Consider the following 20,584-nt stretch of genomic DNA (forward strand, 5'->3'; position numbering starts at 1 on the left):
TCGCGCGCGAACAGGAGATTACTCCTTCGGAGGTGCAGCGGCGATAACCGCCTGCCCAGGTGCGGCGGGCGCGGCCGGTGCGACTGGTAGGGCCGCGGGCTTGGCGCTGTCGAGACTTCCAAGCAGGGATGAGATCGCATTGTCGCCGTCGAAGCCGGCTTCCTTCAACAGCTTGTCGAGGATCGGTTTATTGGCCTGGTAGGCGAGCAGCTGGCCGGCCAGCCCGTCGCCCATGCCGATGCCATTGTCGCCGTTCGCGCCACCGCGGCCGAGCATGCCGCCGGTGTCGAAAATCCTGATGTCGGAGATCTTCTCGATCGGCTTGACCGCCTCGGCGAGTGCTTCGGGAATGATGCGGATGCGCTCGCGGGTGATCTCGAACTCGATGATGGTCTGGCTGAGCTTGTTGCGTGCTTCATTGAGCAAGGCCTCGCTTTCCGCGGCGGCCTTGCCGGTTTCGAGAACGCCCTTGGCCTTGATGATGGCCGCGTCGGCTTCGGCGGTCGCGAGCGTCTTGATGGCTTCCGCCTGATCGATCGCGGCCTGCTTTTCGGCCTCCGCGCCGACGGTCACGGCAGTCGCTTCGGTTTCGGCTTTCTTGCGCGCGTCGATCACGGCGATCTGCTTTTCGCGCTCGGCAATCTCGATCGCCTTGGCGGTGCCGACCTTTTCCTCTGCCGCGATCGCCCGGGCGCGGGCCATTTCGGCAGTCGCCTTTGCCTCGGATTCTTCGCGGCTCTTGTTGGCGACGGCGATGGCGCTTTCCTGGGCCACGATCTGAAGGTCACGTTTCGCCTCGGTGTCGCGCTGCTGGACGGCGCGGGCAGCATCGATGTTTGCGCTTTCGCGGGCCTGCTTGGCGGCCGCCTCGCGTTCGGCGATCGCCTGCTCGGAGGCGATGCGGGCTTCTTCTTCGGCACGTTTTGCCGCCTGCTCCTGCTGGGCGGTTTCGGCGCGCGTCGCGGCGGATTTATTGGCGATGTCGCGTTCCTGGCTGAGCTCAGCTTCGCGCTTCGTCCGCTCGATGGCGAGCGACTGCTGGCGGGCCTCCAGATCCTTCTGCGCAATGGCGACTTCGGTGTCGCGGACGATCTCGTTGCGCTCCTTCTTGCGGCCCTCGGTGATGCGCGTCAGCGCGGCCAGACCCTGTGCATCGAAGAAGTTGTTGGCGTTGAAATGCTTGATATCGGTCTGGTCGAGGCGCGTCAGGGATACGGATTCGAGCTCGAGACCGTTCGACTGGAGATCGGCGCCGACGGCTTCCTGCACGGCCTTGACGAAGTCCATGCGCTGTTCCTGGAGCGCGTCGAGATTCATGGTGGCCGCCACCGAGCGAAGGCCGTCGACGAATTTCGCTTCGATCAGGATGCGCAACGCTTCGGCATCGTTGGTGCGGCTGCCGAGTGTCTGGGCGGCAAGCGCGATCGAGGAGGCGTCGGGTTTCACGCGCACATAGAATTCGGCGCCGATATCGACTCGCATGCGGTCCTTGGTGATCAGGGCATCGCCTTCGCCGCGGCGGACTTCAAGGCGCAGCGTCTTCAGGTTCACCCTGGCGATCGAATGGAAGATCGGCAGGACGACGGAGCCGCCGTCGAGCACGACTTTCTGACCGCCGAGACCGGTGCGGACATAGGCCTCGTCACGGCTGGAGCGCGTGTAGAGAGAGGCGAGGACAAAACCGATACCAAAGATCAGGACGATGGTAATGCCGGCCGGTAGAAGAATGTCGTACATCATGGCTGCTCCCTGAAAGATTGATTGCTTGCACCGATGGGGTCCACCAGTGCGGGAATGGCGATAAACACATCTGCCCTGCGATCGACGAGGAGAACCTGCGTGCCGATCTTCAGCGGGTCCTGGCCCTTGGCAGCCTTGGCTCTCAGAACATGCCAGTTCCCGTGCTGGTCCTTGACCCGGACGCGACCGGGCAGTCCCTGATCGAGCGGGCCGAGCGACACGTCTCCTGTCCGGCCGATAAGGGTATCCAGATCGACGGCATAGGTCTCGTCGTGCGGGACGATCCGCGCCACCGTCCGGCTCGATGCCCTCACCATGGGGAAGGTGACCGTCAAGGCGGGAACGACGGCTATAGCGGCGGGCAGCGGAGCCCAGAAAGCGCCGGCGACCGCCTGTACGGCAAAGCCAGCAATGGCGAAGAAGCCGAGCGCCATCATCAGGAGAATGAGCAGGGGAACGCCGCCGACATTGAGCCACGACAGGTAGCCCGCAATGCCGTCATGGCCGTGGAGATCCGGTTTTCCGAGAAGCTCCGTGATCGAAAAGCCCATGACGGTCGCGAGCATCTCGATCACGGTCAGACCGGCAAGCACGGCGGCGGCGATCGCAAAGGGAAGGCATTCAGGAGCGAGAAAAAGTCCCATCGGCGTTACCGGTTATCCGCTTTGAAGCGCGCAAGGCGGGCTTCTATCGCCTGCTCGCGGTGCAATCGGTCGAGTTCGTCCAGTTCGGAACTATGGGCATGTTCGCCTGATGGAACGCCGGTCAGCCGTGAGACCGCCGCGGCGGCGCGGGCGGCGTCCGCGCCCGGCGTCGGTCTGTCGTGGCCCGCGAGAGCCTCTTCGGGATGCCTGGCGATGCTGCGCTTGAAATCGGCAAGACGGGCGTCGGCCTCGCGGCGCGTGGCGAGCACGGCCTGCAGGGCTTTCTGGCCCTCATCCACCTGCTCCCTGGCATCGGCCAGCGCCTTGTCGAGTGCTGCGATCTGGGATTCGAGATCGATCTGACGGGCGACGCCGGCCTTTGCGAGATCGTCGCGCCCGGAGGAGACCGCCAAGCGGATCTTCCCATCGAGCGCATTCATGTCTTCGGCGATTTCATCCTTGCGGCTCTGGATGCGGTATTCCTCGGCGCGCGCCTTGCCGAGGTCGCTGCGGGCCTCGTCCGCCGCCGCATCGATCTCGCGGATCGCCTGTTCGATCACGGCGATCTTGTTGACACCTTCCGCCTTGTCGATCGCCGCATTCGCGATACCCGCGATCAGGCGGCCCATGCGTGAAAGAATGCCTTCATTCGTCATGTTTTCCTCCATTCGAGCGGAATTCGGCGTGACGCCGATATGAATTTCGTAATGATCCGGTCCTGCAACGAGGTAGGCCGGAAAAATGCTCTCCCATCCGCGGGAATATCCGGCGACATCGAAGGGCACGGCAACGCGTCCGTGCACCGTGGCGATGGTCAGGTCGGCGGGCCCCTTGATGGCAAAGAGCTTGTCGTCGAGTGGCAGTTGCGGCGGGTCGGCGATGGTGCCGCGATTGGTTGCGAAATCGCGAAGGCCGAGTGTCACCAGTCTTGCCGGCAGACCCGTTTGCTCGCGAACGGTTTCATAGGCAAGCTCATGCAGGACGACGAGATTGGCGCCGGCCCTGTCGTCGACGAGTTCGGTCAGGATCCCGATCATCCTGCGATACGCGGCAATGGTGTCGTCGAGTGCTTGCCGGGCCTGCTCGTCAGGAGCCAGCATGTAGCGCAGGAGCGATGGGTGCGGTGTCTTGCTCGTGATTGCCATGACGGAAACATAAAGCACCGCTTTTGTGCTTTCAAGGAGGGTGCGCGAAAAAATACAGCCTTACTTAACGTATAGTTGAAAAGAGGGAGCAGAGTTCGGCGCAGCTTCCCGGTCACGTCACAAGTGGAGAACGGATCAGCTCCGCGTTTATCGAGCGGCCGCTTGCGCCTCGCGAATGCCGGCGCTGATACGGTTGATGATGGTCCAGATGAGAAATAGAGCCACCACTGCCCAAAGCCACGAGGTCCATCCCGCAAACCCGCCACCAACTCCGACATAGATGCCGAGGGCGCCGAAAAGCACCGCACGGTCGCTCTTACCCAGCGGTCCGTCGTAACGCCGGCTTGCTCCGACCGATTGGCCCAGGATGCCGGCAAATTCCGTAAGCGCCGAGAGAAATATGACCGATAATGCCGGCATCAAGCCGTTCGGATCGATCAGCGCAAAGGGCAAATACAAGGCGACATCCGACACGACATCACCAATCTCGTTCAGATAAGCGCCTAAAATACTCTTCTGCCCATGTTCGCGGGCGAGCATGCCGTCTATGGCATTCAGGCCCATGCGCAGCAGGAACCATACAGGCACCAGCAGGAACCAATGCGGAAGCGGCGCGACGCTCAGAAACAGGCCAAGTGCAACCGAGACGGCGGCGGCAATAGACGTCACTTGATTGGCGGTTATACCTCGCGCCGCGAGGGAGCGCACGAGTGGGCGAAGAATATTCTGAAATCCGGACTTCAATTGATAAATAGACATGCTACCTCAGTGAACTTTCGTGGTATCGGAAAAATCAATCCGGGCTCCGGCGGTGCAGTTCGTCGTCGTTGTGGCAAGCCCATACTTCACACTGGTTCTCGCATAAGACTTACATTTGCGACTAGACTTCTGCAATGAATTCAAATCACTGTTGCGCCAGTGGTTGCAACCCATCCACCAAGCAGAATTGGAGAAGACCGTGCTGCAAACTGCCGACAGCGTGCAACCGTCCTCGACGGCCAGACCAGTGCGTGAATCCGAATTTGTGTCGTATGACGGTACTCGTCTTTTTTATCGGGTCTGGCCCGCGACCGGCGCTGAACCAAAGGGCGCAATCATTCTTCTCCATCGCGGCCACGAGCATAGCGGCCGGGTCGCGCATCTTGCCACCGAGCTCGGTCTCGATAATTTTGCCTTGTACGCCTGGGACGCACGCGGTCACGGACGTTCACCGGGAGAGCGCGGCTATTCGCCATCCTTCGCTGCCTCGGTGCGTGATCTCGATTGCTTCGTCCGCCATGTCAGCGAGATAAGCGGTACTGCTGTTGAAAACATCGCTGTTATTGCGCAGAGCGTCGGCGCGGTCCTCGCCACCACCTGGGTGCACGACTATGCGCCACAGATCCGTGCGCTCGTGCTGGCCTCACCCGCCTTCAGCGTCAAGCTCTACGTGCCCTTTGCGAGAGAAGGCATTGCGCTCTGGGAGAAGCTCAAGGGGACATTCTTCGTCAATTCCTACGTCAAGGCGAGGTTTCTGACGCACGATCCGGAGCGCATCGCTTCCTTTGAAGCCGACCCACTGATCACCCGGCCGATCGCCTCCAACATTCTGTTGCAGCTTTACGAAGCCGCGGCCCGTGTCGTCGATGACGCCCGTGCCATCACGGTTCCGACCCAGCTGCTGATCTCCGGCAGTGACTGGGTGGTGCGACACGCGCCGCAGCATCGGTTCTACGAAAACCTCGGCAGCCGCCTCAAGGAGCGGCATGTGCTTGCCGGCTTCTATCATGACACGCTGGGCGAGAGGGATCGCGCGATTGCGCTCGCCGAGGTCCGCCGTTTCATCGATGCGCGGTTCGCCGAGTCCCGGGCGCCTGCTGATCTTCGCACTGCCCATGTCCAGGGCTATACCAAGGATGAGGCCGACCGGCTCGCGAGCCCTCTCGACGCCACGTCCCCACGCGGCATCTACTGGGCGCTCAGCCGTCTGAACATCAGGCTCGGCGCGCTCGTGTCGGACGGCATAAAGATCGGGGTCAAGACCGGTTTCGATTCTGGTTCGACGCTCGATTACGTCTATGAGAACAAGCCGCGGGGGCTCGGTGCCGGCGGGCGATTGATCGACAAGGTGTTCCTCGAGGCGATCGGCTGGCGCGGCATCAGGCAGCGCAAGCTGCATTTGCAGGAGCTGATCGAGGACGGGCTGCAGCGCCTGAAAGCAGCCGGCCGCAGCACTCATATGCTCGACATAGCGGCTGGGCACGGCCGGTATGTCCTCGATGCGATCGAGGCGGCTGCCGTGCGTCCCGATAGTGCGCGACTGCAGGATTATTCCCCCATCAACGTCGACGCCGGCCGCAACAGCATTGCCACGCGCGGCCTCAGTGATTGCGTGAGCTTTCACCAGCAGGATGCCTTTAACGGCGAGGGGCTGGCTGCAATCACGCCGGCTCCGGATCTCGCAATCATCTCCGGCCTTTACGAGCTTTTCTCCGACAACGGGATGATTTCTACCTCGCTCAACGGGATCGCCCGCGCGATGCGGCCCGGTGGTCTGCTCGTCTACACCAACCAGCCATGGCATCCGCAACTGGAGATGATCGCCCGCGCCCTGACCTCCCACCGCGGCGGCCAAGCGTGGGTGATGCGGCGGCGGACGCAAGAAGAAATGGACCAACTGGTCGCCGCAGCCGGTTTCCGCAAGATCGAACAGCGCATCGACCAGTGGGGCATTTTCACCGTCTCGCTGGCGGAAAGAATTTGAGGGCAAGCCGTTGGGGCAGGCAGGTTCCACTCTTTTCCAGACGGCGCCGGTCGCGAAGCGGGCGGCGCTCTGGCTCGCCGTCCTGGCGCCGTTCTTCTATCTGACCTATGGCGGCGCCAACTGGCTGGCATCGCAACGCGCTCATGTGCCGAACATCGCCTTCGCATGGGAAAGCGCCATTCCGTTCCTGGCATGGACAATCATTCCATACTGGTCAATCAACTTGTTCTACGCACTCTGCCTGTTCATCAACACGACGCCGCGCGATGTGGATAGGCTCGCAAGGCGCTATCTGACGATCCAGATGATAGCGATTGTCTGCTTTATCGCCTTTCCGCTCGAAGCAATCTTTGTACGACCGGCCACGAGCGGTCTGCCCGGTTTCATGTTCGCCGTCCTCGGTGGCTTCGATAAGCCATTCAACCAGGCGCCGTCGCTGCATGTCGCGCTGCTGGTGGTGATTTGGGACCATCTGCGCGGCCGGTTGCCGCGCCGGGCGCGGCTTCTCTGGCACGTCTGGTGCTTCCTGATCGGCGTCTCCGTGCTGACGACCTGGCAGCATCACGTCATGGATATACCGACCGGCATGCTCCTCGGTCTGTTCGCCGCCTGGCTTTTTCCGCGCGATGCTGGTTCCCCTCTTGCGAATTTCACTTTGAGCCGCGATCCAAAGTCGCGCCGTCTTGGCATCTGCTATCTGTGTGGTGCCGCCGCATTTCTTGCGCTTGCAGTGCTCTGTACGCCTCTGACGGCCGCGGCACTTCTGTTGCTCTGGCCCGCCGTTACGCTGGCGATCATCGCAATCGGATATTTCGGCGCCGGCCCGCAGATATTCCTGAAACGTGCCGATGGCCGGGCCGCGCTTGCCAGCCGCTGGCTGCTGGCACCCTACCGGCTCGGCGCGACCATTAATGTTTGGCTCTGGACACGCAAAATGCCGGCATCGGTGGTGATCGCTGATGGCGTTCATCTCGGTCGTTTTCCGCGTCGCCACGAGGCCAACCGTTTTGCCACGGTGATCGACATCACCGGCGAACTTCAGCGCCCGAGCGGGACGCTTGCGCGCTGGTGCAGTTTTCCCGCCCTCGATCTTACAGGTCTCGACAAGATCCAGGCGCGAGCCGCGGCTGATGCCATCGAGGCTGCGCGTCACCAGGGACCAGTCCTCGTCTGCTGTGCGCTCGGTTTCCAGCGTAGCGCCTGCGTCATCGTGCGTTGGCTGGTCAGCAGCCGACGTTGCGAAACTCCGGCCGAAGCCTTGCAGCTGATCGAACGCGCGGGGCGGCGTGTTTATCTGCCTGTGGAAAGTGTCCATGCTGCGAAGGAAGGCGTGCAATGACGCAGTGGAAAACCGTGGCCTCCGCGACGGCGCGAAATCTCGGCCGCAATTCAATCTTCTGCGGGCTGATAACACTGTTGCCACTGATTGCCGGCCCCGTCACCGCGGGATATCGGGGTTTTGCTCCAATGCTCGGCTGGCTGCTGATGTTTGTCTTATGCGGGATTGTCCTTGCGCTGGCGATCCATCTCCTCTTCGATGCGCTGTTGTTTCGCCTCGCGTCGAGCCATGAGACAGAGGCCGCCGGTCTTGCCGCCGTCGACGACCTGCTGTCCCGGATGCAGCTTCGAAAGCCCGACAGGACGCCGCGTGGCCTCGAGAGGCGGATCGCCGGATCCCGCCGCATCATCTGGCAGCAGCGGTTTGCGCTCGTCCTCTATCTCGTGATTTTCGCGGTTCTTCAGCTCAATGCGAGCGGCGGCCAGCCGCCATGCTGATTAGCCTGCCGTTGTTTATCTGGCAGGTCTTGCCCGCGCCATCGGGCGTTCAGCCGGTGCCGATTTCTCTGTTTGAGCCTTGCCGCGATATGATCGACGCGTTCACGTCGTTGATGTCGCGTTTGCCGCAAAGCGCCATGGTGATGTCCATCTCCTTGCGGAGGATGCCGAGCGCCAGCGTGACGCCTTCCTTGCCCATGGCGCCGAGGCCGTAGAGGAAGGGGCGGCCGATATAGGTGCCCTTCGCGCCGAGTGCTATCGTCTTCAGCACGTCCTGACCGGAGCGGATGCCGCCGTCGAGATGGATTTCGATGCGGCCGCCGACGGCATCGACGATCGAAGGCAGCATGCTGATCGACGAGGGAGCGCCGTCAAGCTGCCGACCGCCGTGATTGGAGACGACGATCGCATCGGCGCCGGTATCGGCGGCGGCCTTCGCATCCTCCGGATCAAGGATGCCCTTGATGATCAGCGGGCCGCCCCATTGCTCCTTGATCCAGGCGACGTCGGCCCAGGAGAGCCGCGGATCGAACTGCTCGTGCGTCCATGCGGCGAGCGAGGTGATATTTGAAACGTTCTTGGCATGGCCGATGATATTGCCGAAGGTGCGGCGCTTGGTCTTCAGCATATCCAGGCACCAGAAGGGCCGGGTCGCCATCTGCCAGACATGTTTCGGCGTGAATCTCGGCGGCGCCGACAGGCCGTTGCGTAGGTCCTTGTGACGCTGGCCAAGGATCTGCAGATCGGCCGTCAGCACCAGCGCCGAGCATTTGGCGGCCTTGGCGCGGTTGATCAGGCCGAGGACGAAATCCTTGTCCCGCATGACGTAGAGTTGGAACCAGAAGGGGCGCGTCGTTACCGATGCGACGTCCTCGATCGAGCAGATGCTCATCGTTGACAGCGTGAAGGGAACGCCGAACTCCTCGGCGGCGCGCGCCGCCAGCATCTCGCCATCGGCATGCTGCATGCCGGTCAGGCCGGTCGGCGCCAAGGCCACCGGCATCGACACCTTCTGACCGATCATCGTCGTTTCCAGCGTTCGGTCGGTCATGTCGACCAGCACCCGCTGGCGCAGCTTGATCCGGCTGAAATCGCTCTCGTTCGCCTGATATGTGGATTCGGTCCAGGCGCCTGAATCCGCATAGTCGAAAAACATTTTCGGCACGCGGCGTTGTGCGAGCTGCTTCAGATCGGCGATCGTGAGCGGAGTGGCCATGAATTGAACCTTCACATCTGAATGCGATCAGCCGGCCTAACACGAAATTTCAAGGAGCGTTACGGGAAATCGGGCGCGTCAGGCTGCTTTCCGCCGCGGATCGGTGGAAAGAGAATATTCAACGGAATGAAAGATGTTCGTACAGTCCTCGGAAGGCTTTTATTGGGGGCAGGCGGTGTCATCGAAGCCCCGCTTTCGAAGCGACGCCCGCCACATAGGTTTCGGCGACGGCCCGGTCGTCGCCCATCGTCTGCAAGAGGAAGAGTTCCTCGGGCAAGGTCTTCACCGCTTCCAGCTTCAGCGCCATGGCCGGGGTCGCGGCCGCATCGAGGACGATGAGATCGGCTTCGGTGCCGGGGTCCAGCGTGCCGATCCGGTCGGCCAGCGACAGCGCCTCGGCATTGCCGCGTGTCATCAGGTAATAGCTTTCCAGCGGGTTCAGCCGTTCTCCCAGCAGCTGCTGGATCTTGTAGGCTTCGTCCATGGTTTTCAGCATCGAATAGCTGGAGCCGCCGCCGATATCGGTCGCCACACCGATGCGCACCGGCTTTTCGCGCCGCGCCAGCGCCTTCAGCGGGAACAGGCCGGAGCCGAGGAAGAGGTTCGAAGTCGGGCAGTGGACGGCGACCGAACCCGTCTCGCTCATGACATCTGCTTCGCGCTCCGAGAGGTGGATGGCATGGCCGAAGAGGCTTTTCGGCCCGAGCAGGCCATAACGGGCGTAGATGTCGGTGTAGTCGATCGCTTCGGGATAGAGCTCGCAGGTGAATTTGATTTCGTCGTGATTTTCCGACAGATGCGTCTGGATGTGCAAATCGGGAAATTCGCGGGCAAGGGCTGCTGTCGCCTCCATCTGCGCCGGCGTCGAGGTGATGGCGAAGCGCGGAGTGATGGCGACGTGGTTGCGGCCCTTGCCATGCCATTCCGTGATCACCTGGCGGGTCTCGTCATAGCCCATCTCGGGCGTGTCGAGCAGGCCCTGCGGCGCGTTGCGGTCCATCATCACCTTGCCGCCGACCATGCGCATGTTGCGTTTCATCGCCTCGGCGAAGAAGGCGTCGGCCGAGGCCTTGTGCACTGAGCAATAGGCGACCGCCGTCGTCGTGCCGTGGCGGATCAGCTCGTCGTAGAAATGCGTGGCGATCCTTTGCGCATGCGCGCTTTCGACAAAACGGCACTCCTCGGGAAAGGTATAGGTGTTCAGCCATTCGAGCAGGTTGGCGGCATAGGAGGCAATCACCTGCATCTGCGGAAAATGGAGGTGCATGTCGATAAAGCCGGGCAGGATCAGATGCGGGCGGTGATCGATCTCGGCCAGATCCGCGGCTGCCTTTGCCTTGATGTCGGCATAGGGGCCGACTGCGGCGATCAGCCCATCTTCGATCAGCAGACCGCCATCCTCCTCGTAGAGATAACTCTGGCTATCGGCCAGGCTCAGCGGCGCCCGATGAAAGGACAGCAGGCGGCCGCGCAGGAGTGTCGTCGTCATTGTTTCTTGCCTTCGACTGCGCTTTCGAACCAGGCGACGAGCAGCTTGCGTTCGTCGGGCGTCATATCGGTCACGTTGCCGGGCGGCATGGCATGGCTGCGCCCCGCCTGTATATAGATTTCCCGAGCATGGGCGGCAATTTCCGCGTCGTTTTCGAGCATCACCTCCTTCGGCGGTCGCACGATGCCCTCATAGACGGGCTCGGCGGCGTGGCACATGGAACAGCGCGTCGCGACCAGTTGTTTGACGGCGGGTAAATGCGGATCGCCGGCGAATTGCTGGAAGGCGGGCACCACCGCCGCCGTATCCTTTTCGCCGGTCAGCAGCTTCGGCACCGTCGAAAGCCACATGATCAGGATGAAGAGGATGACGGTGACGATCCAGGTCCAGGTCGGCCGGCCTTTCCTGGCGTGCGTGGTGTTGAACCAGTGGCGGATGGTGACGCCCATCAGGAAGACCAGGGCCGCGATCACCCAGTTGAATGCCGTGCCGAAGGCCAGCGGATAGTGGTTCGACAGCATGAAGAAGATGACGGGGAGCGTCAGGTAGTTGTTGTGCAGCGAACGCTGCTTGGCGACCTGGCCGTATTTCGGATCGGGCGTGCGGCCGGCGATAAGATCGGCAACGACGATCTTCTGGTTGGGGATGATGATCATGAAGACGTTGGCCGACATGATCGTTGCGGTGAAGGCGCCGAGATGCAGGAAGGCGGCGCGGCCGGTGAAAAGCTGCGTATACCCCCAGGCCATGAAGACGAGCAGGACATAGAGCACCGCCATCAGTCCCCAGGTGTTGCGCCCAAGCGGCGACTTGCAGAGCAGGTCGTAGACGATCCAGCCGAAGGCGAGCGACGCAAGCGAGATCAGGATCGCCACCGGCGGGCTGATATCGAGCACATTGCGATCGATGAGAAAGAGGTCGGCGCCGCCGTAATAGACGATGCAGAGCATCAGGAAGCCGGATATCCAGGTGAAATAGCTCTCATATTTGAACCAGGTCAGGTGCTCCGGCATTTGCGCGGGCGCCACCAGATATTTCTGGATATGATAGAAACCGCCGCCATGGACCTGCCATTCCTCGCCATAGGCGCCGGGCGGCAGATGCGGGCGTTTCACCAGTCCGAGATCGAGCGCGATGAAATAGAAGGACGATCCGATCCAGGCGATCGCGGTGACGACATGGAACCAGCGCGCCGCAAAGGCGAGCCATTCCCATGCTATGGCATATTCATACATCGAATTCCCCTAACTTCCTCCGACTCGTGACATTGCGGAAATTTTGGCGGGGAGGGAAGAGGAGATTGAAGAACCGCACAGGACGCCGATTTTGGCAACGGTGGTGAACCCGGGGGGAATGGCATGATCACCGCGCTTTACAGCGATCAGTTCATCGCCGAAAACGCGCCGATGGACCGGCGGCTTGCCGCAGCGCCGGGGCGATTTTGATGACGCCGACGATCGCCGCCGACGCGCTGTTTTCCGGCGGTTCGCTGGATGCCGGCGGGATGGCGCGGCTCTCGATCTGGTTCCTTTCGAGTTCTTTCCGCATGTGAACGACGATCCCGGCTACCTCCCTTCGCTGTTGCGCTACAGCGAGGCGACTGCAAATTACATTCTCGCATGCAGGGACGGTGAAGGTCTGATCCTCGGCAACGGGCTCGTCGAGGTCTTTGGCGCTCCGCTGATGATTTCCGACGGTGTGGTCGAAACTGCCGATCGCGGCCACATCATCGAACTGCTGTCCCGTGCCTAAAAGCTGCCGAGAAGGCGTGTATTATCTCTAGCTTATACTCGCTCCGCTAATACAGCGGGTCTTGAAACCATGACGATCCGGTTACAGTTATGTTTAAGGCCGCCGGAATGAAATAAGAACAGTGATCAGCGGCGGCGCATTCATCGACGGAGAAGATGCCATGCGCAGCATTTTGACGTGTGTGATGATTGCATATGCGTCGCTGGCGACGGCTCATGACGCACCCTCGGGGTGGAGTTATGACCCCTATTGTTGCAACGGCGACAGTCATAATGGCGACTGCCAGATGATCCCTTCGAAAAGCGTGGCGGTGACGCCGGGCGGATATCGTGTAACGTTGCTGCCGGGCGACCACCGGCTGGTCACGCATGCGCATGTCTTCCTGCTGCCGATGACCAAAGCGATGCAATCCGGCGACGAGGACTACCATCTCTGTCTTTTTCCGAATGAGGATACGCCGCGCTGCTTCTATGCGCCGGAGATGGGATTCTGAGGCTATTGCGATGCCTGCTTCTAATCCCCGGCCGCCTTAATCTCTTCGAGGATCCAGTTGCGGAAGGCTTTGATCTTCGGCACGTTGCGGCGGTTTTCGGGATAGGCGAGCCAGTAGGCCTTGCCGTCGCTGCGGGTCAGCTCGAAGGGCTGATAGAGCCGGCCGAGCGCGATCTCGGCCGCATAGAAGGCCGGGTTGAGGATGGCGACGCCATGGCCTGACATCGCCGCATCGGCTTCCACCGCCTGGGAGCCGAGCTGGTTGCGCGGGCGGCGATCGAGATCCGTGTCGGTGACGCCGGCTGCCTCGAACCATTGTTTCCACCAGATGTCGCCGGCGTCGAAGAGATCGAACTTCAGGAGATCACGCGGCTCCTTGATGCCGCCGGCCGATTCCGCCAGCTTCGGGCTCAGCATCGGGGTGAACTCAAGCCCCATCAGCCGGTGCAGCGCCAGCCCCGGCCAGTTGCCGTCGCCCCAGCGGATGCCGACATCGATCTGCTCGCGGGAAAAGTCGATGATATCGGAGGTCGCCTGAAAGCGCACAGCGATCGCCGGATGCTTCAAATGGAAGGAGCCGAGGCGCGGCGCCAGCCATTTCGAGGCGAAGGTGTGGGTCGAGCTGATGGCGAGCGTGCCTTCGACGCTGTCGCGCGCCGTCGCCATCGCGTCGTGCAGCATGGCAAAGGCTTCCGTCACCTTCGGCGCCAGCCGCTCGCCGGTCTCCGTCAGTGCGATCTGGCGGGGGCGGCGCAGGAAGAGCTGCTCGCCGACATTCTCCTCCAAGAGCTTGATCTGGTAGCTGACGGCCGTCTGCGTCATGCCGAGCTCGTCGCCGGCCTTGGTGAAATTACCGAGCCGGGCAGCGGCCTCAAAGACGCGCAACGCATTCAGCGGAAACTGTTTCGAAAGTTTCATGGATAAGTTCTCTTGATGCAGGCAGACGGTCCTTCGATTGGAATTGCAGCATTTTTGGCGGCAAACTGCAACCCATACCATCAAACTGACGAGGTGATGTCATGGATTGCTTTGCTATCGAAGAGAAGCGCTCGCAGCCGAGCGTGGGTGTGTTCAAGCGTCTCGCCGGACGGCTGGTCGGCCGTTTCTGCCGGCTGCCCCGCCTCGATCTCGATGCTGCGCCTGACCGCGTCAAGCGCGATCTTGGTTTCCTGGATGGACGCGATCCGTTTTACGAGGACGCCTGCAAACGATAGGCCGCCAGCGCCGTCAGGATTTCGGCGGCGGTCATTGCGGCGATCACTTCGGGGCGTTTGTCCCTGACCGCCGTGCCGCCGATCGGCAGCGTCAATCGCTCCATCCAGGCGCGTTCGCCGCCTTCGCGGGAAAGCCAGCTTGCCAAGGTTGCGCGTTTGGTTGCGGAACCGATCATGCCGGTATAGGCGAGATCCTCCCTTGCCAGCGCTTCACGGGCGATGAGAAAGTCCAGCGCATGGTCGTGCGTCAGGATGACGACCGCGCCGCCGGCGGCAATATCCTTCACCAGCGCTTCCGGAATCGGAACGAGGCGGGTTTTCGTGGCCGCCGGTAGATTGGTGAGTTCTTCCTGACGGGTTTCGACCACCGTGACCGACAGCGGCAGCGGCGCAAGAGCAGCTGCCAGCGCGCGACCGACGTGACCGGCGCCGAAGAGAAGCACCTCGGGCAGGCGCTCGATTTCGCCGGCAAGTCTCGCTTCGAGCTCGTCTTTCAACGTCGGCGTCAGTTGGCGGAACCGCAATTGTGTACGCCCACCGCAGCACTGACCGATCTCAGGGCCGAGCGGAATATCCATGGTCGCTGCTCCGCCGGTTCCCGCCAGCATCTCCCGGGCATTCGCGATTGCCATGAATTCGAACTGGCCGCCGCCAATCGTGCCCCATAAAGCGGTTTGAGAGACGAGCATGAAGGTGCCGGTTTCACGCGGGGTGGAGCCCTGGGTGCCGGTGATGTCGACGAGGATGCTATCGGGGTAGGCGGCGAGGAAAGTGGGGAGGTCGGTCATGAGAAGAGGCGCTCGTGACCTTTGGTGTATGCCGCGAAGACCCCCTCATCCGCCTGCCGGCACCTTCTCCCCGCTGGGGAGAAGAGGTATGTGGCAACGTTCCACTCCTCAACATCTGTAACGGGAAGGCGGCATAATAGGCTTGCTCCCCTCTTCTCCCCAGCGGGGAGAAGGTGGCCCGAAGGGTCGGATGAGGGGGCTTGGTTCAAGCGCATTACTTTCTCAAGTTCTCCGTATGAACGATCGCAGGATAGAAGCGAAGGATATCATCCCGCTGGAATAGCCGCTTTTCAAGTGCGGCAAGGATCATTTCAAGAACCGCTCTTCGTTCCTTGGTTATTTCACGATTCGAGAAACGCAAGACAGAGTACCCAGCGCCATTCAACCATTGGGTCCGTGCTTCGTCAGACATATTGTCGGCGTGATGAAATCCGTCGATCTCAACAACCAACTGTTCTTCCCGGAATAGAAAATTCGACGATATAGACGCCGAGCGGAACCTGCCGCGCAAACTTATATCCATTCAACTGCCGATTTCGCAGGTCACCCCAGAGCCGAATTCTTCCTCGGTTTCGGTTCGGCGCAACTTGCGTGCTTGGAGAGTTTTGCCTGGGCGCCTCTTCCTAATGTCTTCGAGATCAGACATGCGAACGATCTTCTACACCCGCTTCATCCGCTCCACGGCCATCAGCACCCGTTCCGGCGTCGCCGGCGCGTCGAGCCTGGGGCAGACCTTGTAATCCGCGACACTGGCCACCGCCATCGACAGTGCCTCCAGCACCGAAATCGCCAGCATGAAGGGCGGTTCGCCGACGGCCTTGGAGCGGCCGATAGTGGCTTCGGCGTTCTCCGACCATTCGGCGAGACGCACATTGAAGATCTTCGGCCGGTCGGAGGCGAGCGGGATCTTGTAGGTGGATGGCGCATGGGTGCGCAGCCGTCCCTTGTCGTCCCACCAGAGTTCTTCCGTCGTCAACCAGCCCAGACCCTGGACGAAGGCGCCCTCGACCTGGCCGAGGTCGATCGCCGGGTTCAGCGAGCGGCCGACATCGTGGAGGATGTCGGTGCGGTCGATCAGATATTCGCCGGTCAGCGTATCGATCGAGACCTCGGTGCAGGCGGCGCCATAGGCGAAATAATAGAAGGGCGTGCCGCGGCCGGCCTTGCGGTCCCAGTGAATCCTCGGCGTCTTGTAGAAGCCGGCGGCGGACAGCTGGACACGGGCGAAATAGGCTTGTTTGATGAAATCGGGGAAGGGGATCTCGCTCTCGCCGACCCGCACGCGGTTCGGCAGGAAGACGATGTCGGACGGCGCCACTTCCCATTTCTCAGCGGCAAAGGCCACCAGCCGTTCCTTGATCTGGCGGGCGGCGTCGTGCGCTGCCATGCCGTTGAGGTCCGAGCCGGAGGAGGCGGCGGTCGCCGAGGTGTTCGGCACCTTGGCGGTCGTCGTCGCGGTGATCTTCACCCGGTCGATATCGACCTGGAAGCTGTCGGCCAACACCTGCGCCACCTTGGTATAGAGACCCTGGCCCATTTCGGTGCCGCCATGGTTCAGATGGATCGAGCCATCCTGATAGATGTGAACGAGGGCGCCGGCCTGGTTGAAGGCGGTCATGGTGAAGGAGATGCCGAATTTGACCGGCGTCAGGGCAATGCCCTTCTTGATATAGCGGCTGTCGCGATTGAAGCCGATGATGGCGTTGCGCCGCGCCCGGTAGTCTGACGTATCCTCCAACTCGTCGACGACGCGGGCGATGATATTGTCCTCAACCTCCTGATGGTAAGGCGTCAGCGTGCGCCCGGAGCCCGGCTGGCCGTAGAAATTCAGCTTGCGAATATCGAGAGGATCCTTGCCGAGGGCATAGGCGATCTCCTCGATGATGCGCTCGGCGCCGAGCATGCCCTGCGGCCCGCCAAAGCCGCGGAAGGCGGTGTTGGAGACAGTGTGTGTTTTGAGCGGTTTCGAGGTCAGATGCACATGCGGATAGAAATAGCTGGAATCGGCATGGAACAGCGCGCGGTCGGTTACCGGTCCGGAGAGGTCGGAAGAGAAGCCGCAGCGCGCCGCGTAAGTGGCGTCGACCGCGTGGATGCGGCCTTCGGCATTGAAGCCCACTTCGTAATCGACCAGGAAATCATGGCGCTTGCCGGTGGCGCTCATATCCTCGTCGCGATCCGGGCGGAATTTGATCGCGCGGCCGAGCTTCTTGGCGGCGATCGCTGCAAGGGCCGCGAACTGACTGCCCTGCGTCTCCTTGCCGCCGAAGCCGCCGCCCATGCGACGCACGTTGACGGTGACCGCGTTCGATGGGATATCGAGCACGTGGCCGACAATATGCTGGATCTCGCTCGGATGCTGCGTCGAGGACCAGACGGTGACCTCGTCGTCCTCGCCGGGAATGGCCACGGCGATATGGCCTTCGAGATAGAAATGCTCCTGTCCGCCGATGCGCATCTGCCCCTTCAGCCGCACGGCCGCATTCGGCATTTCCGTTTCCGGCTCACCGCGCTGGAGCGTCATCGGGGTGATGACCAATGGGCCGCCATTGGCGAGCGCGCCATCGATATCGTGCCAGTGCGTGAGGTCGCGATAGTCGATCTTCGCTAGCCGCGCGGCGCGGCGGGCCGCGTCGCGTGTTTCGGCGATGACGGCAAAGATCGGCTGGCCGTGAAATTGAACTAGAGTTTCAGCAAGCAGCGGCTCGTCATGGCTGCCATTGGAGCTGGTGTCGTTGACGCCGGGCACGTCCTTGCCGGTGAAAACCCAGACCACGCCCGGATAGGCGGCGACCTGGGAAAGGTCGATGCTGAGGATCTCGGCATGTGCCCGGTCGGAGAGACCGAGCGCGCCGTGCAGCAGGCCGGCGGGTTCGGGAATGTCATCGATATAATCGGCGGTTCCGGTGACATGCTTGTGCGCTGAGTCATGGCGCAGGGAGCCGTGCATGGGACCGGAGATGACGACTTTGGGATTTTCGAAGGTGGACTTGTCCATTAGCCGTGTCCTCTATGGCCGGCACCGTTTTGACGGTGGCCCCTCATCCGGCTGTCGCCATCTTCTCCCCGCTTGCGGGGAGACGGGACATGCCGCGCCGTCTCCGTTCCTCGCCACCTCTCGCAGGGCACGTCCCCTCTGCCTGCAGGCTGGGAGAGGGTTAGGGTGAGGGGCAAAGTGGTGACTGCCGCGGGCCGGCTAGCGGAACAAACCATCACGCCACCTCCTCGAACCGCTTCAGTTCCGCCGGTGCGCCGACGGTCTCAAGATAGAACCGTGTCAGCAGGTTCTTCGCCGTCAGCTGGCGATACTCCGCCGTGGCGCGCCAGTCGGTCAGCGGCTGGAAGTCGGTGTCGAAGGCGGGGCGGGCCGCCTCGATCGTCGCTTCCGTCCATGGTTTGCCGATCAGCGCGGCCTCGACTGTCGGCGCGCGCTTCGGCGTCGCCGCCATGCCACCGAAGGCGATGCGGATGTCGGTGATGGTCTCGGCCTCGTCGAGCATCAGCAAAAAGGCGCCAAGCACGGCGGTGATGTCCTCGTCACGGCGCTTGGTGATCTTGTAGGCGGCAAAGCGGCTGGCGACCTTGGGATAGGGCACGAAGACGCTTTCGACGAATTCGCCGGGTCTGCGATCCTGTTTGCCATAGGCGATGAAGAAATCTTCGAGCGGCATTCGGCGCTGCCGTTCCAGGGAACGCAGGGTCAGCGTCGCGCCGAGGGCGATCAGCGGCGGGGGGCTGTCGCCGATCGGCGAACCGTTGGCGATATTGCCGCCGATCGTGCCCATGTTGCGCACCTGCTCGCCGCCGATCCGGTCTATCAGCCGCCCGAGCGCTGGGATCTTGCCGGAAATCGCCTCGAAGGCCCTGCTGTAGCTGACGCCGGCGCCGATGGTGACGCCATCATCACTTTCCGTCACCAACTGCAACTCGCTCAGATGGTTGATGAAAACGACCGGGCTCAGCCGGCGCATCTGCTTCGTCACCCAGAGGCCGACATCGGTCGCGCCGGCAACGATAGTCGCCTCGGGTTCCTGCGAGAGGACTTCCGCCAGAGCCTGAACAGACCCCGGAACGATCAGCCGGTCTTCGCCGCTGGCAATCCGGATGGTGCCGCTCGCCTGCATTGCCCAGAGCCGCGCGACGATTTCTGAGCGCGTCCGCTGCAGCGGGTCGAAGAGCGCGCTCGGCCGCTGCAGGCTGACTTGCTCGGCGGCCTTGACGATCGGCTCGTAGCCGGTGCAGCGACAGAGATTGCCCTGCAGCGCCTTTTCAATTTCGCGGCGGCCGGGTTTTTCCTTCGTCAGCCACAGGCCATAGAGCGACATGACGAAGCCCGGGGTGCAGAAGCCGCATTGCGATCCATGACAGTCGACCAGCGCCTGCTGCACCGGATGCAGCGCGCCGTCCCGGCCGGCCAGATGCTCGACCGTCACCACGTGCGTGGCATGCAGTGAGCCCATGAAACGGATGCAGGCATTGACCGATTCGTAAGCGAGCTTGCCGTCGGCCAGCCGCCCGACAAGCACGGTGCAGGCGCCGCAGTCACCTTCCGCGCATCCTTCCTTGGTGCCCGTCAGCCGTCGCTTCATCCTGAGAAAATCGAGAAGTGTCTCGGTCGGCCCAAGATTGGCGAGCGCGATATCCTCGCCGTTCAGGATGAAGCGGATGCTCTCGTTCATGATATTCCCGGTTGTTTTTTCCAAATGGTTAAGCCGCCGTCCAGCCACCGTCAATCGAGATATGCGTTCCGGTCACCTGCCGGGCGGCGTCGCTGGCGAGGTAGAGCGACAGGGCGCCGATCTCTTCGGCCTTGACGAATTCACGGGTCGGCTGCGCCTTGAGAATGACCTCGCTCTTAACCTGCTCCTCGGTCATGCCGCGGGCCCTGGCGGTATCCGGTATCTGCTTTTCGACCAGCGGCGTCAGCACATAGCCGGGGCAGATGGCGTTCACCGTCACGCCGAATTCGGCAAGCTCCAGGGCGGCCGTCTTTGTCAGGCCTAATATACCATGTTTTGCCGCAACATAGGCGGATTTGAAGGGGGAGGCGACGAGCCCATGGGCGGAGGCGATATTGATGATGCGGCCATGCTTTCTCGCCTTCATCAGCGGGATGGCGGCGCGCATGGTGTGAAAGGAGCTCGACAGATTGATGGCGATAATCTGATCCCACTTCTCGATCGGGAAATCCTCGATCTTCTCGACATGCTGGATACCGGCATTGTTGACGAGGACATCGACGGTGCCGAAGCTCTTCGCCGCCGTTTCGATCAGGTCGGCGATCTCGGCGGGCTTGGTCATGTCGGCCGCATGATAGATCGCCCGGCCCTTCGAAACCGATTCAAGCCGCTTGACGATCGCCTTGATTTCATCGGCATTTCCGAAACCATTGATGACGACATTGTCGCCGGTTTCGGCAAAAGCGGTGGCGATCGCCAGGCCGATGCCGCTAGTGGAGCCGGTGACAATGACTGATCTGCTCATGCTGTTTTCTCCTGACATCGCGATGCTGCGTTGCAACGTTTTGGCGAGGTTATGCCCAAAGCCGGCAGGCTGGCAATTCCGCTTTATTCGCTTTTCTCGTC

The 20,584-nt window shown here is 61.8% G+C and carries 17 protein-coding genes and 2 pseudogenes; 6 read left to right on the top strand and 13 right to left on the bottom strand.

The window, feature by feature from the left end:
* Positions 1 to 18: 18 nt before the first annotated feature.
* The 4 genes from PYR71_RS09125 to PYR71_RS09140 form a co-directional block, all read right to left on the bottom strand.
* Entirely contained in the window at positions 19 to 1,740 is a 1,722-nt protein-coding gene (locus PYR71_RS09125) for a flotillin family protein (RefSeq protein ID WP_275619104.1), read from the bottom strand.
* Positions 1,737 to 2,384 carry an OB-fold-containig protein gene (locus PYR71_RS09130; RefSeq protein ID WP_275619105.1) on the bottom strand — a complete coding sequence of 216 codons (648 nt, stop codon included), beginning with the start codon at positions 2,382 to 2,384 and terminating at the stop codon, positions 1,737 to 1,739. The genes PYR71_RS09125 and PYR71_RS09130 overlap by 4 nt, the downstream gene beginning before the upstream one ends.
* Before the next feature lie 5 nt (positions 2,385 to 2,389).
* Positions 2,390 to 3,529: a PspA/IM30 family protein gene (locus PYR71_RS09135; protein ID WP_275619106.1), complete on the bottom strand. Its 1,140-nt coding sequence runs from the start codon at positions 3,527 to 3,529 to the stop codon at positions 2,390 to 2,392.
* A 147-nt stretch (positions 3,530 to 3,676) separates the two neighbouring features.
* Positions 3,677 to 4,288 carry a CDP-alcohol phosphatidyltransferase family protein gene (locus tag PYR71_RS09140; RefSeq protein WP_183912263.1) on the bottom strand — a complete coding sequence of 204 codons (612 nt, stop codon included), beginning with the start codon at positions 4,286 to 4,288 and terminating at the stop codon, positions 3,677 to 3,679.
* A gap of 199 nt (positions 4,289 to 4,487) precedes the next feature.
* Here PYR71_RS09140 and PYR71_RS09145 point away from each other — a divergent pair, with 199 nt between their 5' ends.
* The 3 genes from PYR71_RS09145 to PYR71_RS09155 are packed head-to-tail and all read left to right on the top strand — an operon-like array spanning position 4,488 to position 8,048.
* Entirely contained in the window at positions 4,488 to 6,272 is a 1,785-nt protein-coding gene (locus PYR71_RS09145; protein ID WP_275619107.1) for a bifunctional alpha/beta hydrolase/class I SAM-dependent methyltransferase, read from the top strand.
* 10 nt (positions 6,273 to 6,282) lie between these two features.
* On the top strand, positions 6,283 to 7,611 hold the full coding sequence (locus tag PYR71_RS09150) for a phosphatase PAP2/dual specificity phosphatase family protein (RefSeq protein WP_275619108.1): 1,329 nt from the start codon (positions 6,283 to 6,285) through the stop codon (positions 7,609 to 7,611).
* Positions 7,608 to 8,048, top strand: a complete 441-nt coding sequence (locus PYR71_RS09155; protein WP_275619109.1) for a hypothetical protein — start codon at positions 7,608 to 7,610, stop codon at positions 8,046 to 8,048. The genes PYR71_RS09150 and PYR71_RS09155 overlap by 4 nt, the downstream gene beginning before the upstream one ends.
* A 49-nt stretch (positions 8,049 to 8,097) precedes the next feature.
* Here the strand turns inward: PYR71_RS09155 and PYR71_RS09160 are convergent, their stop codons facing one another.
* The 3 genes from PYR71_RS09160 to PYR71_RS09170 form a co-directional block, all read right to left on the bottom strand.
* Complete coding sequence (locus PYR71_RS09160) at positions 8,098 to 9,264, bottom strand: alpha-hydroxy acid oxidase (RefSeq protein ID WP_275619110.1); 1,167 nt, start codon at positions 9,262 to 9,264, stop codon at positions 8,098 to 8,100.
* 178 nt (positions 9,265 to 9,442) lie between these two features.
* Entirely contained in the window at positions 9,443 to 10,753 is a 1,311-nt protein-coding gene (gene guaD, locus PYR71_RS09165) for a guanine deaminase (RefSeq protein WP_275619111.1), read from the bottom strand.
* On the bottom strand, positions 10,750 to 11,988 hold the full coding sequence (locus PYR71_RS09170) for a urate hydroxylase PuuD (protein WP_275619112.1): 1,239 nt from the start codon (positions 11,986 to 11,988) through the stop codon (positions 10,750 to 10,752). Before PYR71_RS09170 ends, guaD begins: the two co-directional genes overlap by 4 nt.
* 188 nt (positions 11,989 to 12,176) lie before the next feature.
* On the opposite strand from PYR71_RS09170, the pseudogene PYR71_RS30975 reads away from it, so the two are divergent.
* Together PYR71_RS30975 and PYR71_RS09180 are read left to right on the top strand one after the other, a co-directional pair.
* A pseudogene (locus PYR71_RS30975) lies at positions 12,177 to 12,505 on the top strand (Type 1 glutamine amidotransferase-like domain-containing protein); the annotation flags it as partial.
* 160 nt (positions 12,506 to 12,665) lie between these two features.
* Positions 12,666 to 12,998 (top strand): hypothetical protein, encoded by a 333-nt coding sequence (locus tag PYR71_RS09180; protein WP_183912274.1) that lies wholly within the window; start codon positions 12,666 to 12,668, stop codon positions 12,996 to 12,998.
* A gap of 20 nt (positions 12,999 to 13,018) precedes the next feature.
* Here the strand turns inward: PYR71_RS09180 and PYR71_RS09185 are convergent, their stop codons facing one another.
* Positions 13,019 to 13,915, bottom strand: coding sequence for a LysR substrate-binding domain-containing protein (locus tag PYR71_RS09185; RefSeq protein ID WP_275619114.1), 897 nt, complete (start codon positions 13,913 to 13,915; stop codon positions 13,019 to 13,021).
* 101 nt (positions 13,916 to 14,016) lie between these two features.
* Here PYR71_RS09185 and PYR71_RS09190 point away from each other — a divergent pair, with 101 nt between their 5' ends.
* Positions 14,017 to 14,211, top strand: a complete 195-nt coding sequence (locus PYR71_RS09190; protein WP_239791560.1) for a hypothetical protein — start codon at positions 14,017 to 14,019, stop codon at positions 14,209 to 14,211.
* Here the strand turns inward: PYR71_RS09190 and xdhC are convergent.
* The 5 genes and pseudogenes from xdhC to PYR71_RS09215 all read right to left on the bottom strand — a co-directional run bounded on the left by xdhC (position 14,187) and on the right by PYR71_RS09215 (position 20,483).
* Complete coding sequence (gene xdhC / locus PYR71_RS09195; RefSeq protein WP_275619115.1) at positions 14,187 to 14,999, bottom strand: xanthine dehydrogenase accessory protein XdhC; 813 nt, start codon at positions 14,997 to 14,999, stop codon at positions 14,187 to 14,189. The two genes, PYR71_RS09190 and xdhC, sit on opposite strands and share 25 nt — an antisense overlap.
* A 214-nt stretch (positions 15,000 to 15,213) precedes the next feature.
* A pseudogene (locus tag PYR71_RS09200) lies at positions 15,214 to 15,633 on the bottom strand (endonuclease domain-containing protein); the annotation flags it as partial.
* Between the two features lie 24 nt (positions 15,634 to 15,657).
* A complete protein-coding gene (xdhB, locus tag PYR71_RS09205) occupies positions 15,658 to 17,997 on the bottom strand; it encodes a xanthine dehydrogenase molybdopterin binding subunit (RefSeq protein WP_275619116.1) in 2,340 nt (779 codons plus the stop codon).
* 214 nt (positions 17,998 to 18,211) lie between these two features.
* Positions 18,212 to 19,678, bottom strand: coding sequence for a xanthine dehydrogenase small subunit (gene xdhA, locus PYR71_RS09210; RefSeq protein ID WP_275619117.1), 1,467 nt, complete (start codon positions 19,676 to 19,678; stop codon positions 18,212 to 18,214).
* 28 nt (positions 19,679 to 19,706) lie between these two features.
* Complete coding sequence (locus PYR71_RS09215; protein WP_183912287.1) at positions 19,707 to 20,483, bottom strand: 3-hydroxybutyrate dehydrogenase; 777 nt, start codon at positions 20,481 to 20,483, stop codon at positions 19,707 to 19,709.
* Between the last annotated feature and the right edge of the window lie 101 nt (positions 20,484 to 20,584).

Source organism: Rhizobium mulingense (assembly GCF_029194105.1).
GTDB lineage: Bacteria > Pseudomonadota > Alphaproteobacteria > Rhizobiales > Rhizobiaceae > Rhizobium > Rhizobium mulingense.